General features: G+C 43.5%; 21 protein-coding genes and 1 CRISPR repeat array. Of the genes, 1 reads left to right on the plus strand and 20 read right to left on the minus strand.

The window, feature by feature from the left end:
• Positions 1-63: 63 nt before the first annotated feature.
• From HP570_RS21375 to fabF, 3 genes are all read right to left on the minus strand, one after another.
• On the minus strand, positions 64-1,137 hold the full coding sequence (locus tag HP570_RS21375) for a DUF4179 domain-containing protein (protein ID WP_173627061.1): 1,074 nt from the start codon (positions 1,135-1,137) through the stop codon (positions 64-66).
• Entirely contained in the window at positions 1,112-1,660 is a 549-nt protein-coding gene (locus tag HP570_RS21380) for a sigma-70 family RNA polymerase sigma factor (protein ID WP_173627062.1), read from the minus strand. Before HP570_RS21380 ends, HP570_RS21375 begins: the two co-directional genes overlap by 26 nt.
• Before the next feature lie 128 nt (positions 1,661-1,788).
• Positions 1,789-3,021: a beta-ketoacyl-ACP synthase II gene (fabF, locus tag HP570_RS21385; RefSeq protein WP_173627063.1), complete on the minus strand. Its 1,233-nt coding sequence runs from the start codon at positions 3,019-3,021 to the stop codon at positions 1,789-1,791.
• Positions 3,022-3,164: 143 nt separating this feature from the next.
• On the opposite strand from fabF, the gene HP570_RS21390 reads away from it, so the two are divergent.
• Positions 3,165-4,028: a helix-turn-helix transcriptional regulator gene (locus tag HP570_RS21390; RefSeq protein WP_173627064.1), complete on the plus strand. Its 864-nt coding sequence runs from the start codon at positions 3,165-3,167 to the stop codon at positions 4,026-4,028.
• 337 nt (positions 4,029-4,365) lie between these two features.
• On the opposite strand, the gene cimA is transcribed toward HP570_RS21390, so the two are convergent.
• From cimA to HP570_RS21475, 17 genes are all read right to left on the minus strand, one after another.
• On the minus strand, positions 4,366-5,988 hold the full coding sequence (cimA, locus tag HP570_RS21395) for a citramalate synthase (protein WP_173627065.1): 1,623 nt from the start codon (positions 5,986-5,988) through the stop codon (positions 4,366-4,368).
• Positions 5,989-6,107: 119 nt separating this feature from the next.
• The gene (locus tag HP570_RS21400; protein WP_173627066.1) at positions 6,108-6,947 is read right to left on the minus strand and encodes an alpha/beta hydrolase; all 840 of its coding nucleotides are present in this window, start codon (positions 6,945-6,947) and stop codon (positions 6,108-6,110) included.
• 119 nt (positions 6,948-7,066) lie between these two features.
• A CRISPR array of direct repeats spans positions 7,067-8,484; the repeat unit is 32 nt; unit sequence GTTTCAATCCACACTCGCGCATAGCGAGTGAC.
• 171 nt (positions 8,485-8,655) lie between these two features.
• Positions 8,656-8,946: a CRISPR-associated endonuclease Cas2 gene (gene cas2, locus HP570_RS21405; protein WP_047071600.1), complete on the minus strand. Its 291-nt coding sequence runs from the start codon at positions 8,944-8,946 to the stop codon at positions 8,656-8,658.
• A 13-nt stretch (positions 8,947-8,959) separates the two neighbouring features.
• A complete protein-coding gene (cas1c, locus tag HP570_RS21410; RefSeq protein ID WP_173627165.1) occupies positions 8,960-9,991 on the minus strand; it encodes a type I-C CRISPR-associated endonuclease Cas1c in 1,032 nt (343 codons plus the stop codon).
• Positions 9,988-10,671 (minus strand): CRISPR-associated protein Cas4, encoded by a 684-nt coding sequence (gene cas4 / locus HP570_RS21415; protein WP_087346075.1) that lies wholly within the window; start codon positions 10,669-10,671, stop codon positions 9,988-9,990. The genes cas1c and cas4 overlap by 4 nt, the downstream gene beginning before the upstream one ends.
• A gap of 18 nt (positions 10,672-10,689) precedes the next feature.
• Positions 10,690-11,571, minus strand: coding sequence for a type I-C CRISPR-associated protein Cas7/Csd2 (gene cas7c, locus HP570_RS21420; protein ID WP_173627067.1), 882 nt, complete (start codon positions 11,569-11,571; stop codon positions 10,690-10,692).
• 31 nt (positions 11,572-11,602) lie between these two features.
• Complete coding sequence (gene cas8c / locus HP570_RS21425; RefSeq protein ID WP_256436271.1) at positions 11,603-13,399, minus strand: type I-C CRISPR-associated protein Cas8c/Csd1; 1,797 nt, start codon at positions 13,397-13,399, stop codon at positions 11,603-11,605.
• A gap of 4 nt (positions 13,400-13,403) precedes the next feature.
• The gene (cas5c, locus tag HP570_RS21430; protein ID WP_173627069.1) at positions 13,404-14,045 is read right to left on the minus strand and encodes a type I-C CRISPR-associated protein Cas5c; all 642 of its coding nucleotides are present in this window, start codon (positions 14,043-14,045) and stop codon (positions 13,404-13,406) included.
• 15 nt (positions 14,046-14,060) lie between these two features.
• A complete protein-coding gene (gene cas3 / locus HP570_RS21435) occupies positions 14,061-16,313 on the minus strand; it encodes a CRISPR-associated helicase Cas3' (RefSeq protein WP_173627070.1) in 2,253 nt (750 codons plus the stop codon).
• A gap of 182 nt (positions 16,314-16,495) precedes the next feature.
• Positions 16,496-17,587 (minus strand): YheC/YheD family endospore coat-associated protein, encoded by a 1,092-nt coding sequence (locus tag HP570_RS21440; protein ID WP_173627071.1) that lies wholly within the window; start codon positions 17,585-17,587, stop codon positions 16,496-16,498.
• A 127-nt stretch (positions 17,588-17,714) separates the two neighbouring features.
• On the minus strand, positions 17,715-18,899 hold the full coding sequence (locus HP570_RS21445) for a M20 metallopeptidase family protein (RefSeq protein ID WP_173627072.1): 1,185 nt from the start codon (positions 18,897-18,899) through the stop codon (positions 17,715-17,717).
• Positions 18,900-18,974: 75 nt separating this feature from the next.
• Entirely contained in the window at positions 18,975-19,973 is a 999-nt protein-coding gene (locus HP570_RS21450) for a histidinol phosphate phosphatase domain-containing protein (RefSeq protein WP_173627073.1), read from the minus strand.
• A 448-nt stretch (positions 19,974-20,421) separates the two neighbouring features.
• Positions 20,422-21,054 (minus strand): hypothetical protein, encoded by a 633-nt coding sequence (locus tag HP570_RS21455; protein WP_173627074.1) that lies wholly within the window; start codon positions 21,052-21,054, stop codon positions 20,422-20,424.
• A gap of 33 nt (positions 21,055-21,087) precedes the next feature.
• The gene (locus tag HP570_RS21460) at positions 21,088-23,079 is read right to left on the minus strand and encodes a DUF3732 domain-containing protein (protein ID WP_173627075.1); all 1,992 of its coding nucleotides are present in this window, start codon (positions 23,077-23,079) and stop codon (positions 21,088-21,090) included.
• The gene (locus tag HP570_RS21465) at positions 23,079-23,582 is read right to left on the minus strand and encodes a three component ABC system middle component (protein ID WP_173627076.1); all 504 of its coding nucleotides are present in this window, start codon (positions 23,580-23,582) and stop codon (positions 23,079-23,081) included. Before HP570_RS21465 ends, HP570_RS21460 begins: the two co-directional genes overlap by 1 nt.
• Positions 23,583-23,596: 14 nt before the next feature.
• Positions 23,597-24,742: an ABC-three component system protein gene (locus HP570_RS21470; protein ID WP_173627077.1), complete on the minus strand. Its 1,146-nt coding sequence runs from the start codon at positions 24,740-24,742 to the stop codon at positions 23,597-23,599.
• Between the two features lie 1,141 nt (positions 24,743-25,883).
• On the minus strand, positions 25,884-26,771 hold the full coding sequence (locus tag HP570_RS21475; protein ID WP_173627078.1) for a Cthe_2314 family HEPN domain-containing protein: 888 nt from the start codon (positions 26,769-26,771) through the stop codon (positions 25,884-25,886).
• Positions 26,772-26,889 lie beyond the last annotated feature (118 nt).

Below are 26,889 nucleotides of genomic sequence, written 5' to 3' on the forward strand. Positions count from 1 at the left end.
TTGCCCCAACAAGAGAAAAAAGCGTCGCTCCTGTACATGGAGTGACGCTTTTTTGCGTGGACTTTATTTTTTCAACGTAACGGTAAACGTTTTGAACTCAATGTCTTTCCCTTGTTTCTTTATCATCTCGATGGTTGATTGGATTATCGTTTCTTCCCCATTTTTATCCACCCCAACACCACCACCTTGAGATGGCAATGACAGATATGGAGTGATCCTTAATTCTTTTACATCTGCTGTCACCGGATCGAAACGACGGGTTCCTGCAAGGTATTCTTTACCATCTGATTTTTTACCTTGGCTACCGCCTGAGTAGGCTCCTAGCTCATTTCCTTTATCATCAACGACCTTGAATTCCAAATAGCTCGATAGATAGCCGATTTCCTCCGTTACAGCCTGGAAGCTGACCACCAGTCCTGCTGGACCCATTGTTATATCCGGAACAGTGAGGTCAATGCCTCCAGCTTTTTGCTGGTGATTGATCGCAATGCGCTTGGTATCTGTACGGGAGATGATTGGCAAGGAGAAGTTCCACTGCTTGCCGTCCTCCCCATGAAAGCTCAATCCCAGCTTGAACTCCTCGGGCAAGCCATTGATCGCATCGATATCGACAATCCCGGTCGCTAGCGTCGGCGTGATCTGTGTATGCTTGCTGCTTCCTGCGTATCCAAATGCTTTCCCATTTACCGTCAGATCTGGGGAGGAGCCTAAATAATGCTCTCCGACTGCCTGCTTCGTTTCCAATGTATAACCAATCGTAAAACGGGTGCCGTCATAGTACACTTCATTGACAGTAATCGCATGACCATCCACGTCCTGCGACTCGCCAATGACAGTTGTTAAGCCTTTTTCACTCGCTAGCTTCAATCCGTTATCTCCATATGCCGAGAAAATCGATCCAATCAAAGGCACCTTGGACACCAGATTGGCCATCGCCGGAGAAACTGCTGCTGAGCTAAACAAGACCCCTAAAGCTACGACCGCTGCCCCTGTACTGTACACCAGCTTTCGTTTGTTCAGGCGTTTTTTCTTCGGTACAGCCTTCTGAACGGTTTGGGCGATAATAGCGTCCAGCTTCTCTGTCGGGACTGGAATGCGATCTACTTGCTCTTTATAGGCATGAATTTTTTCTCTCATCGAAGTACTCCCCTTTTAGTTTCTTTTTTAATAGTGTCAATCCTCTGTGAATATTCGTTTTTACAGTGCCTTCCGGACAATCCAGCGTTTCCGCGATTTGTTTTACGGAGTAGTCCTTGTAAAACCTTAGCAGCAGTACCGTTACATACTTTTCTTCCAGCTCTTCCATTGCTTCCAACAGATCGATCCGTTCCTCGAGCCTTACGCTTCCTGTATCCCGCACATTTTCAATCATGTCTTTGCTAAGCGAGATTACCTTGCGTTTCCTAGCCAAATAGGCAAGCGCCGAGTTGATCAAAATGCGCGTCAACCATGTGGTAAAATACTGCTCTTCCTTTAAGGTTGAAATGGAGAGTAACGCCTTATAGACCGTTTCTTGAAAAATCTCAAGCGCATCCTCTTCGTTGCGCGTATACACGAAAGCCATCTTGTACAAATTGGCTTTTTCCTGATGAATCAGCATTTGAAACGCGTCAGCATCACCATCCTTGGCACGAGCAACGAGACCAAGTTGTCTATTCAAACAGCTCCCCCCTCCTTTTCTCCCCTGTTAGAGAAATCAGGGCGACAAAACGTTTCATTTTTTTCTATCGAAATAAAAAAAGCCTGCTCTCACAGTCTACCTGAGACTACGAGAACAGGCTCTATCCGTTACATTTTTTTCAGCACAATGACTGCGTTGTGACCGCCAAAGCCAAAGGAATTGGACATGCCGATATCGAGCGTGGCTTTGCGTGCTGTATTTGGCACATAGTCCAGATCGCATTCGGGGTCACGCTCTACCTGATTAATTGTCGGGGGAATGATTCCTTCCTGCAAGCTCTTAATCAGGGCGATCGCCTCCGCACCCCCGGCTGCACCAAACATATGTCCCGTCATCGATTTGTTGGCGGTGATCGGTACACGGTACGCCTGGTCGCCAAACAGCTTTTTGATGGCCAGTGTCTCAGAGCGGTCTCCGAGTTCTGTGCTGGTTGCGTGCGCGCTGATGACATTCACGTCGGTCGGTTGCACCCCTGCTTCCTGGAGGGCCCATTTCATCGCACGGTAGGGACCGATTCCTTCCGGATGTGTCGCCACCATATGATAGGCATCAGAGCTTGCCCCATAGCCAATCACCTCGGCATACATGCGGGCGTTTCTTTTCTTGGCGTGTGATTCTGATTCCAATATCACAATCCCGGCACCCTCTGCCATGACAAACCCATCCCGCTTGGCATCAAATGGCCGACTCGCTCCTGCTGGATCATCATTTCTTGTAGACAATGCCGTCGCATTGCTAAAGCTGGCGAGAGATATGTCTGTCACTGCGGCCTCAGACCCTCCTGCGATAACGACATCCGCCCCGCCCGCCCGAATGAGCCGGAAAGCCTCACCGATGGACGTATTCCCAATCGAGCATGCAGTAACAGGTGACATTGTCGGACCGTATAAACCGTACTTGATGCTGATCATCGCTGCTGCCATGTTGGAAATGAGCATGGGAACAAGCGTCGGGCTGACCCGCTCAGGACCTCGTTCACGTAAAACGTTATGCTGCTCAAGAAGCGTCCCTACCCCACCGATGCCAGAGCCTACATAAACCCCGATTCGCTCGCGGTCCAACTCGTCCAGCTGAAGTTCTGCATCCTCTAGTGCTTCTTCTACAGCAGCAAGGGCAAACTGGCAAAAGCGATCCATTCGCCGCGCTTCTTTGCGCCCAAACCGCTCCACCGGATCAAAATCTCGCACCAAACCTGCGATTTTCGTTTTATTTCGTGCTGTATCAAAAGTATCAATTGGAGAGATACCAGACTTTCCTTGCACGAGACTGTTCCAAAACTGATTCACTGTATTCCCTATCGGGGAGATTACTCCCATTCCTGTGACAACGACTTTTTCCATGATTAGCCTCCTATTCGAGTGCCTTATGGAAACCATCTTGTCACACGTGTTATCCTATTACAAGTTGTTGTTTATCCTAGTATAATGAGTACTAGTCTAACAAACTTACCCAGTTGAGGAAATTGGGAAATGGAGAGTGTACCATGAATCAGCAAACGCGGTTGCAGGCACTGTCTACTTTTTTGAAAGCGCAACGCGCCAAAATTTTACCACAATCGGTCGGGCTGGCCCCTGGGACACGTAGAAGAACACCTGGGCTACGAAGAGAAGAAGTGGCTCAGCTTGCCGGGGTTAGCTCCACCTGGTATACATGGCTGGAACAAGGCCGCGATATCAAGGTCTCGCCTTCTGTTCTGGATGCGGTAGCAAGAGCCTTGCAGCTTACCGTCGATGAGCACAAATATTTGTATGCGCTGGCACTAGAGACAGGGACTGGAGTCGGGCAAAGCCCGCAAAAAGATGAACCGCCGCAGATCAATCCAGCCCTGAAACGAATCTTAAAAGAGTTGCGCTCGTGCCCAACCATCATTTCAGATCGGCGCAGTCATATTGTCGGCTGGAACGAGGCAGCTACACATGTCTTTCTTGATTTTGAACAAATCCCATATGAAGAGCGGAATTTAATCCGCCTCGTGTTTACGCGTAAGGAATTACGACGGCTGGCCGTCAACTGGGAGCATTTCGTCAGCGGCTTTCTCGCGATTTTTCGCGCCAATTACGGTCAGTATGTAGAGGACGAGTGGTACGAGCAGTTTTTAAGTGAGATGCGGCAGGTTCATCCCGACTTTCACGACCTGTGGGAGCAGAGCCGCGTCAGCTCAGCTCCGGAGGTATTACTGGAATTCCGTCATGCGAAGGTAGGGAAAATGCTCTTTCATCTGACTTCGCTGCAAGTTTTCGGAAATGCGGATTTGCGGTGCAGCATTTACACACCTGACCCGAATTCTGCCACCGAGACAAAGCTGTGGCAACTGATTGATCGGCCGGTTTCTTCTTCGCAGCCGTGACCGAAGGTCTTTGTGGTTTGAGTCAACATGGTGGAGGAGAAGAAAAAGCACAGTTCTCTTCGACTCTGACACGCCAGCTGGGGGATTGACTGTCCGTCTCCATTTCCAAAAGGGGACCGTCGAGCCAAAGCCACCCTACGGGCGGACGTTTCTCAGAGAAGAAGTGTTCGACAAGCGTGGTCCCCTTTTGGAAGTTCCGACTGGGTAGGCGTTGTCAAGGTCTACGAGCCCTGTGCTTTTTATTCTCGCCAGCTTTGTTGGTTGATCGTTACCTTTTAAAACTTGCAGACCAAAGGAAAACCAGCCCGACGGCATCTGCCCGGGCTGGTTCCCTTTGTTAATGATTTACAATTCCTACACGCGTCCCGGAGGAAGCAAGGCTTCCGACTTCCTCGCAGCCTTCTTTCCACAGCAAGTAACGGATACTGTCTGCCAGTGCTTCCCAGCTCGCCTCGATGACGTTGGTGGAAACGCCGACTGTACTCCACTTTTCGCCGTTGCTCGAGGATTCGATTAGGACACGTACTTTTGCAGCAGTCGCGCCGTTTTCGTCCAAGACACGCACCTTGTAATCTTCCAGCTGCATTTTTGCAATGCACGGGTAGTAGCTCTCCAATGCTTTTCGCATCGCATTGTCCAGCGCATTCACCGGACCGTTGCCATCGGCAGCCGTATGGACAGACTCCCCGTTCACCCGCAGCTTCACGGTTGCCTCCGATGTGATCGATTGGATGGCTGCCTTTTCCAGCATGATTTTGAAGGAGTCTAGCTTGAACAGGTTTTTTAGCTTGCCGGAGGCTTCCAGCAGCATCAGCGTGAGCGAAGCCTCTGCTCCCTCGTATTGATAGCCTTGGAATTCGCGCTCTTTGATGTGTGTAATGATTTCTCTGGCCTTTTCGCGATCCAGCGATAGATCGATCTCGAGCTCTTCCATTTTGGCGAGCAAATTGCTTTGTCCTGCGAGCTCTGAGACGAGTACGCGACGTTTGTTGCCGATATTTTCTGGCTCGATGTGCTCGTACGTTTTCGGATCGCGCATAACGGCACTTACGTGAATACCACCCTTGTGAGCAAACGCACTGTACCCGACAAATGGCTGGTTGTTTGGCATCGTCATGTTGGCAATTTCCGCTACATAGCGAGACAGCTGTGTCAGCTCCTGCAATTGATCGCTGCTCACACAATGATGTCCCAGCTTGAGCTGCAAATTCGGAACCACTGAGATCAGGTTGACGTTCCCGCAGCGCTCACCGATACCGTTAATCGTTCCTTGTACTTGCTGTGCGCCCGCCTGAATCGCAGCCAGTGCATTGGCAACTGCCACTCCACTGTCATTATGCGGATGAATGCCTACAGGCGTCCGTAGATGACCCACAGTCGTTTTGACAATATCATAGACTTCATGCGGCAGTGTCCCGCCGTTTGTATCACAGAGAACAATCCAGTCAGCCCCAGCCTCTTCTGCCGCTTCCAGTACACGCAATGCGTAGCGTGGATTCGCCTTGTACCCATCGAAGAAATGCTCTGCCAAAAAGAGAGTCGTCAGTCCGTTTTCTTTTAAAAATGCAACCGAATCAGCGACCATGCGCACGTTCTCTTCCAACGTCGTCTTGAGAGCCTCCGTCACGTGCAAGTCCCATGATTTCCCGAAAATCGCGGCTGCCGAGGCTCCGCTTAAGATCAATGCTTGCAGATTGTCATCATCTGCCGCTGCTACATTCGGTCTACAGGTACTGCCAAAAGCCGTTACCTTTGCGTGCTGCAGCGAAATCTCCCGGATACGCTCAAAAAAAGCCATGTCCTTTGGATTGCTGCCCGGCCAACCGCCTTCAATAAAATCGATACCAAACTGATCCAGCCGCAGTGCGATCTTTATCTTGTCTTCTACCGACAGGCTGATCCCCTCTCCCTGCGTTCCATCTCGCAGGGTCGTATCATACAGATACACCTTGCTATTCATGTTTCTTCTCCACCTGTTCTGTTATTTTTCTGAATAATCACATCATTCGAACCGTTAGAACGATTCCCAGTATACCACAGCCCAAATGGAAAGAAAACGCGGGAAAATTGAGGTTTTTTCTATGTCCGTGGGGTGCGGACAAATGCGACAGTTTGCTTGATCGCAGCTTCCAACGGAGCCGATGTACCCGCAAACGGATGACGCGTGTTAAACGTATGATCTCCGCCTTCTATCCAGTGCAGCTCGCTGTTTTTGGCAGCCTGATGAATTCTTTTTGCACCCTCTACCAGACGGACATAATCTTTTTCTCCTGTGATGATGCACAGTGGTTGCTCCATCGTAGAAACCAGTTCCAAAATATCGTATTGTTGGCGATTGTTGTCCACATCCTCGATCACGACTCTGGTGATGGGCATGTCTTGACCGGTTCGTGCATTTGCTATGTATCCGACGCCTGTCTCTTCTATTTGTCTGCGCAGCTTTTCATCGAACAAATCGACATGAGCGATTCCGTTCCAGGTCACAATCCCTGCCACCTGCGGGTTGTTTGCTCCGAATAAGATCGCGTCACCGCCGCCCTTGCTGTGTCCCAATACGTACAGCTTTGTTTTGTCCACGTAATCGGGTAACGGGAGCTTGCCTGACAAAATCCGTTCCGTCAATGCTTGCAAATCAGCCAGCTCGCGCGCATATGTATTGCGTCCGAATTTCTCCAGCTCGTCGAACTCCGTCAAGCTCTCCCCTACGCCATTGCAGCTAAAATTAAAGCGAATGGTGGTAATGCCTTGCTTAGCCAGCTCATCGGCCACGTAGGGAAAGCTTCCCCAATCCTTGAAGCCTTTAAAGCCGTGGCAAAACAGCAGTAGTGGCTGTGCTGAGCCTGCCGATTCCTCCGTATGAATGTCGCCGCGCAGCGTTAACTCCTCGTCGAGTGCGATGGAAAAGGATTGTTTTTGCATGTGCGTTTCACCTCTTGTGCATTTTTTTATTATTATGCCGTGTCTTTTCAATTCCTTAGCCTGAGTCTATAAACATCCGCATGTTGCGAGTGATTCCTTGAGTGTTGTTTGGCTTGTTTGTTTCAATTCATACTCGCGCGTAGCGAGTGACGTCAGGTCTTGTTCGGACGCGACCGCCTCTTGGTCGTTTCAACCCACACTCGCGAGTAGCGAGTGACCGTATGCTGGCTTTACAAGGTCAATTCAAGTGTGGTTTCAACCCACACTCGCGCGTAGCGAGTGACAATCATCTCGAATATCTTGATAAGTCGGCATATGGTTTCAATCCACACTCGCGCGTAGCGAGTGACTCAGGTCAGCATCTGTGAGCCCGTTTAATTTTTGTTTCAATCCACACTCGCGCGTAGCGAGTGACGGTGCCGACCTTATGATCATTGACGACCCGATCAAGTTTCAATCCACACTCGCGCGTAACGAGTGACTAGAAAAGCTGCAGCTCAATGCGGATGGTGTCTGGGTTTCAATCCACACTCGCGCATAGCGAGTGACCTGCTCGATCAAGGCCGAATCATACAGTAATGTTGTTTCAATCCACACTCGCGCATAGCGAGTGACCATAAAGACGCTCTCACACCTCATCATTCAGCAGTTTCAATCCACACTCGCGCATAGCGAGTGACCAGTAGTCGCTCCTGGTTCAAACTTGCCGATATCGTTTCAATCCACACTCGCGCATAGCGAGTGACTTCTTCCGGAACATCGGGAAATGTATCTACAGGTGTTTCAATCCACACTCGCGCATAGCGAGTGACCGGGTCAACGAACCCCGCTGCTGTCTTTCCAGCGTTTCAATCCACACTCGCGCATAGCGAGTGACGTGTCAGAAATAACCTGGATACTTATAGATGGTGTTTCAATCCACACTCGCGCATAGCGAGTGACGTTGTCGCCCAGCTCCTGCAGGCGACTTGTTCCGTTTCAATCCACACTCGCGCATAGCGAGTGACTTAGTAACTAATTCCTTCGGCTCTCTAACAGGAGTTTCAATCCACACTCGCGCATAGCGAGTGACCCTATCATTCAGTGGGCTACGTGGCTATGGGGTGTTTCAATCCACACTCGCGCATAGCGAGTGACCGACAGCGTCTTGATAGATAAATATGGATCGAAAATGTTTCAATCCACACTCGCGCATAGCGAGTGACAGTTCACGAGATTTGTTCTAGGGGTACAGATGATGTTTCAATCCACACTCGCGCATAGCGAGTGACGATAAGTCATTGAGCGTATCTCTGATACCTAGTGTTTCAATCCACACTCGCGCATAGCGAGTGACAAAATCCTCTTGGGTCTGTCACAAGTGCAGAACTGTTTCAATCCACACTCGCGCATAGCGAGTGACTGTTGGACGAGGCTTACCACACGTTCGATTCCCGGTTTCAATCCACACTCGCGCATAGCGAGTGACTGACTAAATTTGTGGCTGAACTAACGAGGGAAAAGAGGTTTCAATCCACACTCGCGCATAGCGAGTGACTGCACAACCAATAAATGCTTACCACACTTGTGTTTTTTCTATCGAATCCGCGAACCTAATAAAGATGCGCTTACATATCTTCAAATATTCGAGCAAATCCAATCGTAATACTAGTGGGATCACGTTTGCGAACCACACCGGGATCAAATGTTCACTTGGGGTTCGCAGTCCTTAAATCATAATAAAGCCCTCTGGATCGTAATTTTGATTTGCACCAATATGCTCTACTTTGCCTTTCCACTTTGCCCCCAAATGATAAAATCGCAAACTATCTGTTGCAGGATCAATAGTTCTTTGCAATTCAAATTGTAATTCTGTGAATTGTTGAGGATCGATCAGACATTCAAAGACAGAATTTTGTACCCTTTGTCCATAATTTTCGCACAAACGAGCAACCTGGCGTAGCCTTTTCTGACCCGATGCTGTCTTTGTACTCACATCATAGGTTATTAGGACCATCATGACTCATCACCTACTACTTCCAAAAAAACGGAGGATAATCATCCAAATCACCTCGTAAATATCTGGCTAATAACATTGCTTGAGAATACGGCAATAGTCCTATCGGAATCCTCTCATCAAAAAAAGGATGACGTATCTCATCTCTTTTACGCTGTTGCCATTCAGTCAGTACGGTTTTTCGCGCATCATCGGTTAAAAGAATAGCTCCTGATTCCTTTTCAATGAAGCTGTCAGGTGACAATTGCTGCCGATTAATTAGCGTTAAGGCTATTCGATCAGCTAAATATACCCGAAATTCCTCCATAAGGTCTAAGGCTAAACTATTTCTTCCTGAGCGATCTCGATGTAAAAAACCAACTTGGGGGTCTAACCCTACTGATTCAATAGCATGTGTTACATCATTGGCAAGTAACGTATACAAGAATGAAAGTAACGCATTCATCCGATCAGTTGGCGGTCTCTTTACTCTGCCCGGAAATGGGAAGTACTCTTTATTTACCAGAACCTGTTCTGAAATGATTGAGAAATAATCTCGAGCCGCAAGCCCCTCAGTTCCACGTAATTGATCAAGTGTTTTACTTTTCCTGACCTCTTTTATTTGTCGTTCAAGGCTGCCGATTACCGCTGTACATTTTTCCTTGTCTATACGATCCGGGTAATCTCGTAGCGTCCTTTGAATAGATGTTTTTGCATTTGCTATTTTCGCGTACAAGAAACGTTGGGCCAGCAATAGCGATTTGTCATCCTGATCACTCCATCGATACTGTGTACGTCGCAAGTGTACATTACCTTTTGTTTCTCCTGTCATACGTGCTTTAAACTGACCATAAGGTGTCAAAAATACAAGAGAGACATTGTTATCCATGCAAAGTTGCATCGCATCTGGACTAACCCCCTTGTATCCGAATACGATAACAGATTCCAGATTTAAAATCGGCACTTGTAGCTCTTTCACACCATTTGCCCGTACAACCAGTGTTTCACCTTTTGCGCCGATACTCGCATCCTGCAAAGTCACGTATAATGTGTTTAATAGACGTCTTATTTTTCATCCCCTCCAATGTGCTGCCTGATATAGGCAGCGGCTGATTTTGCCCCAGAAGTACTTAACTTTGGTTGACAAATGGTTAAAAGCGAGCACTGTTGGCAGTGTTTCTTGTACACAGCGCGAGGCGTAATCGTTTTATCGAAATAATGGCGCATTTCCGTAACGAGCTCCTCTACACGTTGACGATGCTGGTTAGTTAGCTCGATACTCTCTCTTCTACGTTTCTCCGCGTAATAAATATTTCCAACTGGAATCTTTACATGAAGCATTTCTTCCAAACAGATCGCTTGCGCACATAATTGGACAATATCCCAATCCTCAGACTTGGGCTTACCTCTTTTATATTCAATGGGAACAACTTTCCAATATCCTTCTCGTCCGTCTAATACAACAGTCTCTTCTGATTCCTCATTGACACGCCTGAACTCTACCATATCCGCGATGCCTCGGATCTTCAATTGCTCCGACAGGACTGGCATAGAACGGACAATCCGTAAGTTCCCTCTCGTTTCGTCAAAGCCATCCTCATCGACGCGTCGATGCACATGTTGTCCTTGTGTAGTCAATACATTTTCCTGCCATTGCTGTTCAATGTGAATCAATGCCCATTGCCGCTGACAAAAAGCAAAATGTTGTATACCGGAAATCATTAAGAAATCGTCTTCAGCCTTCCACATTTACCTTACCCCAGCAATCTACAGCTTTTCGTCAATCGTTACTCCAGAAGGAGCTTGTCCAATTACAACCTCATAATCGTCAAAAGAACGGGCAAGATCAACGTCAGGTTTGCGAGAAACCTTCACCAATTGAAACAGTTTATGTGCCGGAGCATTCCCTAAAGCAGTCGCATGTTCAAAGACAGTCAGCTTTTGCGCTGCCATTTTGCCCCTGGAGGCGGATCGATCATGATCAAACATATTCACAAGCGCGATCCACAGTTCATTTAAATCTTCCTCGCTAAAATTGGTCTGATTTGCCAATGGTGCAGATACATACCCTTCCATACGATAAAGCCCATAGGGAACGATGCTCTTCCTTCCCATCGTACGCTCTTTATCCGCATCTTTTTCGTTTGTAACAGACATCCGGGTAATTGTTACTTCTTGTGGAGAAATTGGATCGATGCTTTTCGAAAAACTAAACTGGACAGGTCCACGTACTTGGCCGCAGTTCACTCCTGTAGTCATTACGGCTCCAAACGTTCGGATATCATAATATTTGTCACACATCCAACGTGTAAGTGTAAGCTGGTCACTCTTTTTCTTTGCTTCCATTTTATCTTGTTTATTTTCTTTCAACTCGATATCCGGATTGTTTAAAAAGGCTTCTTTATTTAAGTTGTTTAATACGGCTGATTCCTTTACATAAATTTCAAATGACGGTTCTCCGCCTTTGGCTAACTCTATATAATTTCTGACTTTTCTTTTCAAACACACATCAGTGACCAGACCACAACCCGTTTCAGCATCCAACCGCGGCATATTTCCGGCATCTGGATCACCATTCGGATTCCCATTCTCAACATCAAACAGCAATACAAATTCATAGCGTTTTGTCAGTGCTTTTTTTTCAGTCATTTTATCGTCCTACTTTCCTTTATATTTTGGATTATTGGTCTGCTTTTGGGGTGTACATTTCTTGACGTTGATGATAATAACCAAGCGCAAACATTCCTTGTTCCTCGAGTGTCAATCGCTTCGGAAATTGTTCAGGTAAAGCGTTCATTACTTCTGCAATGCGCTGGTCATTATTTCTCCCCCATTTTTCGTCTTTGGTTATATGGTGCTGAGACAATTTAAGTAATCGCGGAAAAACGTTTGCCGGGGTAGCTGTTGCTGCTCCCCAATATCGATCACGGATGGTAGCATTGATCCCTTGCCCTAAAGCACTCACCTGTGTTTTCTCCAGACATGCGAATAACCTGCCCAAATGATATGGAACACTCGTTGATTGTGGATTCAGAGTCATTGTCAGTTCCCCTTCCCTATTAATTTTACGAGCGCGATAATAGCGAATTAAGTAAGCCTTGATCATGGCTGCGCGAACAGTACCAATTTTGTATAATCCTTTTTTGGGATCATCGGATTCGGAACGAATACGATTCATTAATTGAGCAAATATTGATCGTGAATAAGGTTGACCAAGGATAATCGCTCGAAACATTTGGCCTTCCATGTTTGGAGGAATATTACCCCACTCGTGACCGACAGCAATTTCTCTTAGAAGTTCTTTGATAGTTGGGCTACGATCTAATCCATCAATGGACAAATCATGATAATGCCGCCACATCCTTTCACCAATTTCCCCAAGAGATCCTGTGTACCAAAAACGAACCGATAATCTGGCCGCATTTGGAGAAAGCCCTAACACATAAAATGTCGTGTTTATATCTAGATCATGAAATGTATCTCGAAATTGTTGACCTTGTCGTATTCGAACAACTGCACTTTTTACCCTTTCTCTGATACTTTCTTCATCTGCTTGTGAATGGTAAGCTTCCTCTTTGAATTCCTGAAATAAACTGGAAAGCAAATCCTGCTCATTCATTTTTGCTGATTCCGTCCAAAAGACAACTGTCGTATCATTGATCCGGACTTTATGGTTTGGGTCTGCCAAAAATCGATTGAGCACATATCCGTATGCGTCTGCTGCCTTTTGAGAGGTAGGGGCGTTATATGATTGTTCTCGTCCAAAGGAGCAAAATGACGGAATATTGAATGAAACAATGGCTGCACCAGACGATTGAGCACCTGTAACATTTTTTATGCTTGGGTGAAGGCGAGCAATTTGGTCTGTAGAAATTTGTTCTCCAGTCAGTAAACACATCTGAATTTTTGCACTATCGTCATTTACTCGTAAACCTGTGTAATAGTTTTCCCACGCTTGTTGAATCATTGGATCATCGTGAAAGAATTTCCCCGTTGGAGCAAACTTCAACACACACAAGCCGCCTGTCTTCAAAGAATCTTGTAATTCCGGGTCAGATATTAGCTGAAGTTGCTCCACTAGTTGTTCGGTAGAGAGTTCCAAAAAAGCATGCAACGCTAGAGCCTCATCTGATTCTGTCCCAGTATTCGCCAATACGTCACTCCATAATTGCTTCAGGCCATCCCGACACACTTCCCGTAAAGATATAGCAGAGCCAAACAAATACTCAGCCTTTTCACATAAAAAGTAGGGATTTACTCCAGAGCCAGCTCTTTTGTCCTGTTTCGGTACGTTGTATGTCTGTTTGTCTACCTTCCCTTTTTCATTTACATATGGAATGATCGAAACAACATGCCCCCGCTCGTCCAACTGAATCTCGAATGATACAGTCGCAGACGTATACTCATCCCGCGGCATACTGTCTCCTTCTCTTTCCAGCAGCAATTGATAATATCGATGCAACGCCTGTAAGATCATCGACTCACCTCTCTTCCAATTTTGGTATCTCAATGACACTGTCTACCATACGTGCACGGAAGAAATGCGGAACTACTTCTTTCGTCTCTCCTTTTGCATTTACGTGAAAGACTTGGTCGAGCAGTATATACCCCAAATCCTTCACACCTGGATGTACATTTTCGTATGAAACCAGACCGCCTTCCAATAATTCAAAATGTGCCTGAAATTCCCTGCATCCTAAATAGGGACGGTGGAAACATTGTCCTTGTCTCGCCCTTCGCAAGAAAACGTTATAATGCTTTTCTGGTGTATCTTCTGCACCTCTTTGCTCCGTCATTTCAAAGTGAGCTTCGATAATATACTCCACATTCTTCAATACCATGGAAGCACGCTGTTGACGCTCTTCTGTTACATAGATGGACGCTTTTTTTACAGAAGCTTTCGACTCTACTTCATTCCTGCGAATATTTTCAAAACAGATTGGATTAACCACATGAATGCGATCAATTACCCAACGAATCGCCGGCTTCCAGTGAATCGCTTCCACAATTCCACGAGCAGCAGAGGGAGTTATCACGTCATAACTTACACGCTCCACCTTCATCTCCGGACGCGTAAAGCATGCGTACTCTCCCCAAACCCGTAATCTTATGCCATAGCCCATTGAATCCACTCCTAACTAAAATAGCAAGACGTCCATTTCTGGTTCATCAGTGGCTGCCAACAGTCCCGTCTGGGGATGGTAATACCCATTTTCTAACAGAACCAAAACACCTTCCACGTTCATAAGCAATTGCTTGTTTAGGAACTCTCTATATTCATGTTGATAAATTTGAACGGTATAAGACTGTAATTGACGCATCACCTGCAACGGATAGGGACTAGTCCTTAACTGCTCAATCAATTGCAGAGCATGGGAATCATAAGGAACGACTATTGCTTTCATTTGTCCGTCAATGAACGTAAAATCTTCAGCAATGTCCCCGAATGGAATTTCCAAATTGGTATTCTTACTTCTCAGCAACTGCATAATTCGTTTCGAATCCGTTACCTGTTCCACTCTACCGTCACATATTCCGTGAATTCGTTCAAAATAATTCCGGATACTGGATAAAGACAGCGGTGATCCCTTATGGAATTTGATCGTATTCTGTGCTTCTATCACCGTTTCTTTCAGCCATCCTCTTGAGGGCATGCCGTGTTTTTCAGGATAAAATACGATTACTCTTCCAGACTCACGACGACCTTCTCGATTACAGCGACCAGCCGCCTGCGCAATGGAATCCAATCCAGCATAGGCACGTAGTACTTTAGGAAAATCAAGATCGACTCCTGCCTCTATCAACTGTGTGGATACTAATCGACAAGGCTCCTGATTTTTCAAGCGTTCAGAGACTTCTGCAATGATTGTGGAACGATGTCTTGCACAAAGTCTCCCGCTCAAATGATAGAGTCCTTCTACATTGCGTTCCGATAGTTGTTCAAACAATACCTTGGCATGTTTGCGCGTATTCACTATGCAAAGAGCTTGCTCAGCTTCCAACATCCACTCTACAATTTTGTCATCAGCAGTCACCTGATTATCGCTACCTCTTACTTCAACCTCAACGCGTTTAAATACTTCCACTAACTCAGCAGGTGTTGGCGTGTCCATTATTTCTGTTGCTTGTATTCCTAACCCAGACCAAGAAGGCTGAGTGGCTGTACAGAGAACTACAGAACATCCATACGCCGCAATCAATTCTTGTAATGCCTTCATGCAAGGCCTCATGTAACCCCGTGGGAGACTCTGAGCTTCATCAATGATAATCACAGAGTCCGCGATATTGTGAAGTTTTCGCAACTTACTGCGTTTATTGGAAAACAGTGATTCAAAAAATTGTACAGAAGTGGTTACAACGACAGGTGCGTCCCAATTTTCCGAACTAATTTTCAATCGCTGCACTTCATCTCTTCCATAGTTTTCTTCATATTCTTCCTGGTTAAAGTTGCTATGATGCTCCAACACAGAATCCTTGCCAAGAGCTGTTCGAAATTGCTCTGCGTTTTGTTCAATGATACTTGTAAAGGGGATGACGTATATGATTCTACGCTTGTCGTATGTAACCGCATGCCGCAGAGCAAAGGCAAGTGATGATAGCGTTTTACCGCCTCCTGTTGGGACCGTTAGTGAAAACAATCTTGGGGCAGTTTCTGCCTGACGCGCACATGTAGCTAATATTTGCTGTCTCATTTGGTTGATTCTTGTATTCTGGATATTTTGAAGCTTTTCGGACATATATTTTTTAAATCTTCCGTTCATCTCGGTCATAGAAATCGCTTGTCTCATATTAAGCAATTCACGGTCTTCCCGATTACAGTAATCTCTGGTGTCAATCGAATCGGCGTCAACTAAACAAGAATAAAGCATTCTTCCTAAAAAACTATAATTCCAAGCCAAATCCTCTTTACTCCACCCGGAAACAAGATTAGCTTTTTCATTAGACCAATCCCGCTCATTAATTTCTATTTCCCTCCATGAGTAAGACCAGTCCGGAATATTCTCTATTCCCAAACGGTACTTTAAGGTTCCTGCTTCATCCATTGTCCCGTAGTTTTGTAATCCACCATGATGGCCAGCTATAATATGTGCAAGTAACCTAGCCATCCTATGATCAAACTGAGTCTCCCCCAAATATTTGCGTATCACTTCACTCTGTACAATCCATTTCGCTCCTGCTGTTGAATGATCGACCCGAATATTGGCACCACGAATACGTTTTTGAAACTCGGATGAATATTTGCCAATGTCATGCAATATTCCGACTAGATAGCCCAAATACCCTGCTCCAAAAACTTCGGCCGCATGCATACTTTGTTCAGCAACACCTTCAAGATGGACCTTCAACAATTGAAATTGTTGATCATCTCTAGAGTGAGCGTAGAATTTCACTAATATCGCTCCTTTACAACCATGAAATATGCTTTACCAGTAACAACCGCATTTTTCCCTTATTTTCCCTATTTTTCTACATTATCAACTAGCTGTGTAAAAGAGTCAAACTAGGAAAGTGACAGCAGATTGAATTAAAATGAACATCCTCAAAAAAGAGACCTTCCTCAATGGAAGATCCCTTAATCGGTCAGATTGCCCTTATTAACAAGATACAACGCATACTCCAACGGCCGTCGAACCGCCGTCGCATATCGCTTGTGCTGACGCATCTGCTTGAAGATTTCTCTCCCTGGCTTCGGATTGATTTCGATAATCCAAACCCTGCCATGAACATCAATCCCCAGATCAAAGCCAAACTCCATCATCAGGCCGAAATGCTCTTCAATGCGTGTAACCGTCTTAATCGCGAGCTCCTTGCATTCCTGCACAATCCGCTCTGCCATTTCCTGACCAAATCGTGTGACCAAGAACGAAACAGCAGGCAAAGCTGTTCCTCCTCCATGCAAATTCGAGGTGGATGATTGGATCGGCCCAACCCGAATGCCCATCCCGGTCAAACACCACTGACCCTTCCCGTCCTTTTGCACAAGCATGCGAGCATCTACTGTTCGCTTGGGAACCAGTGACAATTGTAGCCCCTGTTGAAGAAAAAACTGCTCGTTTCCGCTCTTCTCATTCTTCATCCAATGCTCCAGCCGCTCGCACACCTCTGTGAGCGTCGCCAGTTTTTCACAGCTTTTGGCTTGCTGCTTGGTCCTGCCATGCAAAAGGTAACGACCTGAGCGTTTCTCCACACGCAGTATGCTTCTGCCACCTGTGCCGTTTGTCGGCTTGAGATAAACCAGACGATGATCGGCAAGCATCGTGGCAAGCGTTTTTCTGTCGTAGGGGAGTGTTTCGGGTAGCCAGCGCTGTAGCTGTGGATCTTGTATCAAAATCTGATGAACGACATATTTGTTCGAGAAGCGGTTATTCGCATAACGGAACCAGTTTTGCTTGCGAAATGGCAAATAGGCACGATGCTTGGGCAATGGATAGTAGCGATAACGGTCGATGACGATATCGGGCCAGGGAAAAGTCTCTCGTCTCCACTTCTTGCCATCTGGTACAAAACCGTTGATCCGCTTTTCTGCAAAACGGACATCTTGTGGGCTAAACAAAAAAACCTCTGCCCCCATTTCTCTTCCTGCCTCAACCAGCCTTCGCAAATAGCCGGGCTCGACAAAGCCTGATTCTCCTCGGTAGGTCAGTACGCCTATCCGTTTTCTCACCGAAAGGCCCCTCCCTCCCTTATTCGATTTTCTAGCTAGCCTCGTATAGCTTATGGTTGAAAGCAAAAAAAAGCGCCTTTGTCCTATGTAGGCAAAAGCGCATCTTTCATGCATTTTCTTATCGTTGCTATGTTTCCAAATAGTGCAGCGCTGTTCGTCCCAAGAGCTCGCCTGCGATGAGCATGGCATCCTCGTCGATATCGAAGCGGGGATGGTGGTGGGGATATGTTGCCAGTTTTTCCGGATTGCCTGCCCCTACGAACAAGTAAGCGCCGGGCACCTTTTCCAAATAGTACGAAAAGTCCTCGCCCCCCATCAACGGCTTCATCGACTCCACACGGCCAGCTCCAAACGCTGCAATGGCTGCTTCCCGTGCGATCGCTGTTTCCTTTTCATGGTTAATGACGGCTGGATATCCTCGCTCGTAGACAACTGTAGCGCTTCCTCCCATCATGGCAGCCGTCCCCTCCGCAATTTCTGTCAGGCGCTGCTCCGCACGATCGCGGACGTCTGGCAAAAAGGAGCGGACAGTCCCAGTCAAACGACAGCTATCTGCGATGATGTTCGTACTGTCTCCGCCGTGGAACGTCCCCACGGTCACGACCACACTTTCTAACGGGCTAACGTTGCGGCTGGCAATCGTTTGCAGATGACCGACGATTTGTGAACCGATCACAATAGAGTCGACAGTTTCTTCCGGAACAGCACCGTGTCCCCCTTTTCCTTTGATCTCGATGGAAAAGTCGTCCGTATTCGCCATGAGTGGACCCGCACTAATGAATACCTTTCCTACAGGGAACATCGACCAGAGATGAACACCAAAAATCGCATCGACGCCATCTACAGCACCATCCTGAACCATTTGGATAGCTCCGCCCGGATTTTCCTCCTCCGCATGCTGAAAAACAAAGCGAATTTCACCGGCAAACTGCTCACGATGTGCTGCCAAAACAGAAGCGAGTCCTAGTAGCTGGGAAGTGTGCGCATCATGCCCACACGCATGCATGACGCCAGGTACAGTCGATTTATACGGTACATCTTTTTGATCTTGAATCGGCAGCGCGTCAAAATCCGCTCGCAACGCGACGACCTTACCCGGGCGCCCACCGCGCAAAACGCCGATGACTCCTCTACCGCCAACTCCTGTGCGAACCTCATCGAAGTGAAGTCCTCTCAATATTTCGGCAATAAGGGCTGGAGTCTTCTCCTCTTGAAAGGAAAGCTCGGGATGCTGGTGCAGATGACGCCTCCAGCTAATGATTTGTGGTTCCATCTCTTTTAGCAGCTCTTTTAATTGTTCCTGCAAGGCCATGGTTCTTACTCCTCCCCCTGGATTCATCATTCTTGTCCCATCATAGCAGAATCATGGGTCAAATGGGGAGCTTGACTAATCCAGAGCGAGCATGCTACGTTTTCGCTTTTCAAAAACCGCAAAGCTCGTATAGCCTACCCGTTTCAACTGCGCTCGAGCCTCGTCCAAATGCTGACCGACTTGATCAGGCGCAGTAGCGTTAGACGCCAAGGTGATGGGCACCTCATTCTGGAACAAAATTTCCAGAAAACGATAGCTGGGCGAAAATTCACGGAGCTGACTCGCCAAACCGTAGCCTGTATTGATTTCCGTCGCAATCCCCATCCGTCCAAGAGCCCGGGCCACACGCTGATAATATGGCAATAGGGCAGTTTCATCCGGTCGCATACCAAACGCTTTGATGCCATCGATATGGGCGATAACATCGAATAATTGCGATTCGATCGCCTGCTCCAGCTTATCAAAATAAAGGCTGTACAATCCGATTAGCTCCTGTCTTCCAAAGCGTTCTTGTGCACCCTGGATCGAATAGCCCCAGCCTTCCAGAAAATGCACGGCCCCTATGCACACATCCCACGGATATTGATTGATGATAGGCCGCAGTGTCTCTTCTCCACCCGAAAAATAATCCAATTCAATCCCGACACGCAGCTCAATTCCATCCTCCGCCCAGCGAAGCCGCTCTTTTTGCAGGAAAACAACAAAGCTGTCCAGTGAATCGTTTGCGACCTGGCTTAGCCATTTGCGTTGCGCTGTTCCCAAACGATCAGAGCCGATGTGCACATGCTGTTCGTAGTACGACCGATACTCATGAAAACGATATAAGTGCTCGACCACGCAAACTTGTTGAATCCCAGCCTGTTTGGCACGTAATCGATACAATTCAAGCCAATCTCGTGAATACGGGCCTTGTTGTAGGCGTTCTGCCAACCCATTGGTCAGCATACTTGCCCATTTTCGGCTCCCCATCACTTCGGCATGCTCCACGAGGGGGCGCAATGATTCCGCTTGCTTGAGCAACCAGTCCAGCGAATACGGCCCTTCCTCCAAATGGACGTGAAAGTCTACCTTCACCCGATCACCTCCTTGGGTTTGTCCCTGCTATTTTCTATCGTTATATATGCGTTTGGTTCCATACATATGTCGAGTATTCATGGACTCAATACCTATATGCAAAGTGTAACTATTAAACATATATGTTTTGAATATTCTTCCTCAAGGAATCTACTAGTTCACTGGATATAGGTTTTGAAGTAAATACAGTAACTTCATTGGAGAATCTATTGGGTTTACTGAGTGTGAGTATTGGGAAACCTCCTTTTTATTCAAATAATTACTTTTTTATGATTCAGTTTATCCCTACCGCTTGGCAAACGAAAAACTCATACCTTTCGGTACGAGTTTTTTAGACACTCTCTCATTTATCCCCTTAAACATCTTCAATCAATAAGAATATCATTTCCCTACGAAGAACAATTACCTTAATAGTAGACTTCCTGCGGATAGTTAGAATAGAAAATGCTTAGTATACCCGCTTTTTACTATTATAAATTTCTTTTTGTGAACTAGATAAACACTCCCAAATCGTTTTTACTTTCCAATCCTCCATTTCAAATAATTGTTGTTTATTATTACTTCTTTTCAAGGATAGTTTAAAATTGCTTTTCTTAAACTCGACCTTATATTTACCTAGTCTCCAGATAAGAGTAAATAGTTGTTTTGGTGTGAAAGCACCATTTTCTTTAAAATATTTTATGAAACTATCTATTTCAAAGTTTTCGTCAACTTTTGATAACTGTACTAGTGAGTTTATCACCCCCCTAATTTTAGCGTCTGTCACCAGTTTATTTCTATCCTGGTTAACTTTTTTCTTAGCTTCTTCGTTTGATAATTTGTTTCCAGTTTTATCGATAACGCTTATTTTAAATTTGTTAATACACTCTGAGCCAATAAGTAACTTATTTTTGTTATGAATGTTGATTATTTCAAACTGATATCTAATATTAGAATGGTCACATAATTCACAAACTTCTTCAGCTATTTCTATGTCGTACATATTGCCTTCATAAATCCACTCATCTAAAGCTTTACGAAGATCATTTCGCTCTACACTTACAGAAAAGATGTTATGCCTTACTCTATGCATCCATTTCATTTAATCACCTGATTCTTTAAACTGCGCATCTAATCAATCTGAAGAATACCATTCTTCCGGAATTAATTTATTTCCATTTCTCCATTCAACTACCTCATGAACGCCTTCAATATCTCCATATATTTCGCTGTCAGCATGATCAAGTATGATACACTGCCAAGCTCCTTCGCTCTCAACAATAGCATTCGCTAATGTTTTAAATATACTTTTCACCGCAATTACATCCTCATCATCGTATTTAGGATCATATTCACTGCTTGTATCGTTTCTCTTAAGCTTTGGAAAATAGACTTGGCTTGGTTGATCAAAAATAACAAAACTAGGAACACAAGATGATTCAAGCGTTTGAAAATAATCATGCAAAGAGCACATTAATGCTATATGGAAAGATACCCAGTTAGACGCACTACCGACTTCAGCGAGAAAGTGCCAATTATTATCATTACTTAAGATAGAGATGTTTAAATCTTTAATGCTAAATTTTGGAGCTACTTTTTTATATTTATCCTCAACATCGAGTGTTTGTAAATGCTTAAGAATTCCTTTAGAGATTAAATTAATTGCTGTTTCAAGTCTTCGTTGAACAAATTCCCGATCAACTGTCTTTAGTAGTTCAAAATACTCCTCTTCAAGATCTGATATTTCCTTATGCAAATCCCCTCCATCAACAAGTTTTTCAAATGTTTCAATCGATGCTTTTAAATGCCCAAGAAAAAGAAACATATTTTTCCTACGTTGAAATTCTTCTTGTGCATTTTTATCACGAGCTACCAATAAATCAAAGCGTTTCTGTAACTTTTCTTTTTCGTCAATGAGTTTCTGTAATTCTAATTTAATTCTCTCTTCTTCCCTTGAAAATGACGTAGGCACTTCAGCTAACTTTCTCGATTGATCCTCATATTTTTTAAAAGCAGCAATAACCTTAGACATCTCCAACGTCGATTTTGGATGTTCAGAACTTCCACAAGAAGGGCAAGCAAAAGACTCAGATGTTACATTTTCTAGCCATTGCGATATATGTAATCTTTCTGCCCGTTTACGCTGAGAGTTTCCGTATTGTACAAAACCAGATTTTAAACGTTTCACATCATTCAATCTTTTTTTTGTTTGACCAATTTGTACACTTATTTGATCTTCGAGAATTTCAAGTTCTGCAATTTCACGGTTTGCAAGCTCTATATTTTCAAGTTGTGTCATGGAATATTCGGGGATATTATCAAATATTCGCTTTGCAACAGCCAATAATTCGTCAGAACTCGTCTCATCTGAAACTTCTGCTCTTAGGATTCCATATTCATTCGCCACTTTTAAATGACCAAGCATGTTAGCCATCCATGAAGCAGACACATTCTTAATCTTTTCATACTCTTTTCTCAATAAATTGAGCCTTTTTTCTACAAATTGAATACGTTGTCTTGCTGATAAAACATCAACATCTTCAGCTCCTAAAATAAATGGAAACCAATTTCTAAGTCTCTCCCTATGCTCATGTGCATGTGTTTTATAAAAGAGTATATTTTGATTAGCCACAATATCCTGGTTTTGAAAAACTAATGCCATCAAATCTCGAAATCCTAATCGAGCTTGATAACTTTCTTTGTCATCCTCACTTCCTGTTAAACTGAAATATGGAACCGATGCAATACAATTCAAAATGTTCTTAACACCATCAAGCTTTTCGTTAGGTTCGTCAATTACTGGAGGAATACTGACAATCGAACCTCGGGAAAAGTAAAAATCATTAGAAACTTTACTACCTATTGGTACCCGCCGAGCTATTAAAATCTGCTCTGATTCTGTTTGGATTACAACCCCGTACCATGATACATAATCTCGAATTACATCAATGGGAATAAAACAATCACTAGCTGCAAGACAATAATCAATAATAGGAATAATGGCAGATTTTCCTGTTCGTGATGCTCCTGTGATAACATTTACTTTTCCTAATTCAAAATGCACAATTTTTGGTGCAAATTCTTTAGATTTCGGCCAAATGATTAACTTTTGAAATTGAAATAGCATTAAAATACCACCTTAAGATAAGCTTCAATAGTAAGTAAATCATGTTTAGAAAACCAACTACCAAGTAGTTCTGCCTTTTCTCCCTCACGCTTTATTGCACTTTTAAGTGCTTTCCCTCGACCAGTTGGGATCCTTATATCACGGGGATACAATTTGCCGCTCTCCATATCCCACATTAGTAACCCCATTGAGATTGCGATATCAATTGCAGCTAGTGTATATTCACTTTTTTCTTTCACACGTTGCTGAATAGATAACAGAACATCTGTGTCTTTTGACTTTTCAAAACTTCGGGCATACGATTGCAAATCATCTCTTTTTTTGTTAATAGGTTTTAGTAAATCCTTATTAGTTAATATAGCGATTGCCAAAAAATGCAAAAGACCTATAGGGGCATCCCCGTGAGGATGACCCTTACAATAACCTTGTGTGAATCTCCAAAGTAGATAAGCACCAATTATAGGAGTATTCCATAGCTTAACCTCTTCAACTAATTTTCCCAATCTCAATTCACTCCTTATTTAGGAAATATTTTTTCCCAATTTGGATGCCACCCTAGTAATGGCTCATCTGCAAGTGCATGATAAGTACCGGGTATTGTTGATAGAGGTGGGGTCATATCCCTTATGGTTTCCAACCTTGAATTACAGTCAATCAAAAGTAATTGCCCTTGCTCAGTTTCTCCTAATCTCTTTTCTGTAATTTTGATTCTTTTTCTTTGATTTTCCCAAAATTTCATAAGTCTATCTTCAAAGTCGGAGGCTATATTTTCATCGATTATTTCATTTTCGATCCATTTTTCAAGATTTACATCTGCTCTTAGATAATCAGAAACTGCCTCAAGTATTTCCTCTTCAGAAAGTTCAATTGCTTCCAGTTGTTTTAGGTATAGTGGGCGTAATTCAACTTGTTTCTGAACTTTATCATGTTCTTTAGAATAATGCATAGTAAAGTCAATAAGCTCCCTACACCTTGAACGATCAAATAGCACTTTAAATTGCCTATCAAAATCTTCCCAACTAATAATTGATTTTTTACGGGCCGCTATATTTTCAATTATTACTTTTTGTATCCATCCATTAAGACTATCCATAATAAATTCGATTTGACCATCAGGGACATGCTTTCGTTGGATTTCAGCTCTGACTTGATCAAATCCGGCACCGTTCCCGATTTGCAATTCAAATCTTTGTATTATTTTACATAGCAACGACTCATTTTTATTTACAACGAAGTCATAATATTTCCATATTTCATGTTCCGACTTTAAATTTCCTAGTGTTTTCTTTGTGTAGTCAAGGGCCCTTTGAACTTCTGATTTATCTTGTGCTGAACTAAACTTATGAACAATACCTTGTTTTCCAGACTGATTGGAATATAAAACAAACTTAGTCCTATCTACATCAATGTCCTTACTATTAATTGCTTCCATCCAATTAAATAATGTTTTCCATAAATCTGTTGATCTATTTGTCAATGGATTACTAACTATTGATGATTTATCTTCCTCTGCTAGTAATTCTCCATTTGATTTCAATGTAGCAACATCTCCCAAAACCTCAATGCAGACAACATCCTTTGGACCACTCATAAGAAGATGATATAGTGCTCGTGGAAACTGTATTGAATAACCTAATAATTGCCCCGGTGCGTTTGATTTCATATGTTATCCTCCGTCAACCAACACAATTGATAACTTTTTTTATAATACTAACCAACTTTTCCCACATAAGTACTTCTGCAAATTAGGACTAATTCCTCTATATAACTCCATAAAAACTCCACGGCTATAGGATCTTCGAATCGTAAATCGCCCTTATTTCGGGATTTATTAGTTTTCAAACAGGCACTTGAACTTCTTATTATCTGATACCAACCTTTAACTCAATCCAATCGTCTCTTAAATTTTAAATATTCTTTCAATTTAATTCTCAATACCCCCCCTCCTCAGGGGATACCTCTGTACTCCATATCACTTAAAATTCATAGATCCATTCATATGTCACTCACCTGCAGGAAATCTGCTTTCATCTGCCACAACATTTCCAAATCTCGAGTCTATACTAGCACTAATTGAAATTGCTTAGACCGAACTTCTTTCCATTCTACAATTGCCTTACTGTGTGATAATATTCAAACGATTCACACAGCATCTCCAAGGACTTTCATAATACCTCGCTCTTTAACGTTGATGATTGTTTTTGTGTCAATAAAGAGCATGTGTAAACGCTAATCAAAAAGTTGACCATTTTGGGGCAGATGCTCATCTTCGAGTTGACCACCTAGGATGCTTCATTTCACACAAAATAGTATTTTATTTCCTGCACCAATGCTCGTCAAGGATAAATTAAACCCCTTGCTACGCAAGTCCTTGACGATCCTCGGCTCAGCAAAAACATTTGCTAATAGGTGTGAAAGTGATGAGGTGTGTTCAGTCTTCCAGGTGGGTAACTTTATGTTGAGCAAAGTGGTCAACATTTTGGCGAGCGTTCACAAGCATGTTATAAAGCTTGATTTCGTGTAATGAATTCTAACAAAGCACTGATTAAATTATCGTCATCAGAGGTGTTTTGTGCTATCTAATAAAAGCACGAACTTCCCAATCTATTCAGGAGAATTCATGCTTTTTCAAATAACATTGTATTCACTTTTAATAACCTGTTCATATGAGATATTTTTGTGAACCTGTGATAACTATTCCGTACAAACATGCTTGTTTTCACATACTCCTTTGTAAACTATAAATTTCTCTCATGGAAACCAATCAACAGATTAACTAGGTGTTGGAGAATATTTGCCTAGGGCTACTTCAAATCATCTAAAAGTTTTTGCATGGGATTATATTTCTTTATATCTGTATCAAACCATATTCCTTGTTTCGCAAGTTCACTTGTAATTAGTTTCCAAACATTACAAATGTATTCGTAAACGGTAAGATAGTCATCGATCGCTCTCTTTAATTCAAGCAACGGTGCATCTGGCATCATTACCCCTTGTTGTGCATAATTAAGTGAAGAAAAATCATGTGGATTATCTCTATGTGTAAATTGATTTCGGATATTTTTCAAATATCTATGATTCCCAGTCCATTGTCCGTTTACATATTCATTTTTCTGTCTAATATAGTGACATATCTCAATAAATTTTTGTTCAATAAAATACACACAATTATCATTAGGTTTGGTGACAATTTCATCAATTTTACATTGTACCTTACCCATAAAAGTTCGTTTGTAATCTAAGTTAAAAATTTGAAAATAATGTATCTTCTCTGTCTCAAAATCAAGTTCATAATAAAAATGATACAGATGAGCTAGAGTATCCCAAAGTGAAAATAAACGATATATACCATTTTCAATGAAATAGTAAACTGTTCGATCGTCTTGAGTAATACGAAATGGTACGAATAGTTTTTCGTTTTGATCAATAAAATCAACAGCTATTAAAAAACTCTTGCTAATACCTTCAAATAAATAATTGCATTTTTTCACCCATGTATTTGCATCATTCATTCTACTTAATACATCTAGTGACCTCACCCCATGTGGTCTTCCTATAAATTTTATTGCATCATTTAGATACAACGGAAAAGGTATTATCAACTTTAAATTTTTTCGGAGTGTAGACAATTCGATTTGGTCAATATGTATTGATCTCAAATATTCCTTTTTAGATTTTTCTTCATTTTTCATTCATTTACTCCTAACTTATAATTAATATTCTATATAATGGAATCTTATACTTTGATAAATTTAAATATTTTTAATAAATATATATTATTTTCCTGCGGTAATTACAAGTAATATTTCA

Origin of the sequence: Brevibacillus sp. RS1.1 (genome assembly GCF_013284365.1) — a bacterium.
Taxonomy (GTDB): Bacteria; Bacillota; Bacilli; order Brevibacillales; family Brevibacillaceae; genus Brevibacillus; species Brevibacillus brevis_D.

What these genes read in the sequence shown, in the direction of transcription:
- cas8c (WP_256436271.1), bottom strand. Translation starts at nt 13,399, where the DNA reads ATGATCTTACAGGCGTTGCATCGATATTATCAATTGCTGCTGGAAAGA.
- HP570_RS21375 (WP_173627061.1), bottom strand. Translation starts at nt 1,137, where the DNA reads ATGAGAGAAAAAATTCATGCCTATAAAGAGCAAGTAGATCGCATTCCA.
- HP570_RS21475 (WP_173627078.1), bottom strand. Translation starts at nt 26,771, where the DNA reads ATGAAAAATGAAGAAAAATCTAAAAAGGAATATTTGAGATCAATACAT.
- HP570_RS21470 (WP_173627077.1), bottom strand. Translation starts at nt 24,742, where the DNA reads ATGAAATCAAACGCACCGGGGCAATTATTAGGTTATTCAATACAGTTT.
- HP570_RS21460 (WP_173627075.1), bottom strand. Translation starts at nt 23,079, where the DNA reads ATGCTATTTCAATTTCAAAAGTTAATCATTTGGCCGAAATCTAAAGAA.
- HP570_RS21455 (WP_173627074.1), bottom strand. Translation starts at nt 21,054, where the DNA reads ATGAAATGGATGCATAGAGTAAGGCATAACATCTTTTCTGTAAGTGTA.
- cas4 (WP_087346075.1), bottom strand. Translation starts at nt 10,671, where the DNA reads ATGTGGAAGGCTGAAGACGATTTCTTAATGATTTCCGGTATACAACAT.
- cimA (WP_173627065.1), bottom strand. Translation starts at nt 5,988, where the DNA reads ATGAATAGCAAGGTGTATCTGTATGATACGACCCTGCGAGATGGAACG.
- cas2 (WP_047071600.1), bottom strand. Translation starts at nt 8,946, where the DNA reads ATGATGGTCCTAATAACCTATGATGTGAGTACAAAGACAGCATCGGGT.
- HP570_RS21445 (WP_173627072.1), bottom strand. Translation starts at nt 18,899, where the DNA reads ATGGCCTTGCAGGAACAATTAAAAGAGCTGCTAAAAGAGATGGAACCA.
- HP570_RS21400 (WP_173627066.1), bottom strand. Translation starts at nt 6,947, where the DNA reads ATGCAAAAACAATCCTTTTCCATCGCACTCGACGAGGAGTTAACGCTG.
- cas5c (WP_173627069.1), bottom strand. Translation starts at nt 14,045, where the DNA reads ATGGGCTATGGCATAAGATTACGGGTTTGGGGAGAGTACGCATGCTTT.
- cas7c (WP_173627067.1), bottom strand. Translation starts at nt 11,571, where the DNA reads ATGACTGAAAAAAAAGCACTGACAAAACGCTATGAATTTGTATTGCTG.
- fabF (WP_173627063.1), bottom strand. Translation starts at nt 3,021, where the DNA reads ATGGAAAAAGTCGTTGTCACAGGAATGGGAGTAATCTCCCCGATAGGG.
- HP570_RS21390 (WP_173627064.1), top strand. Translation starts at nt 3,165, where the DNA reads ATGAATCAGCAAACGCGGTTGCAGGCACTGTCTACTTTTTTGAAAGCG.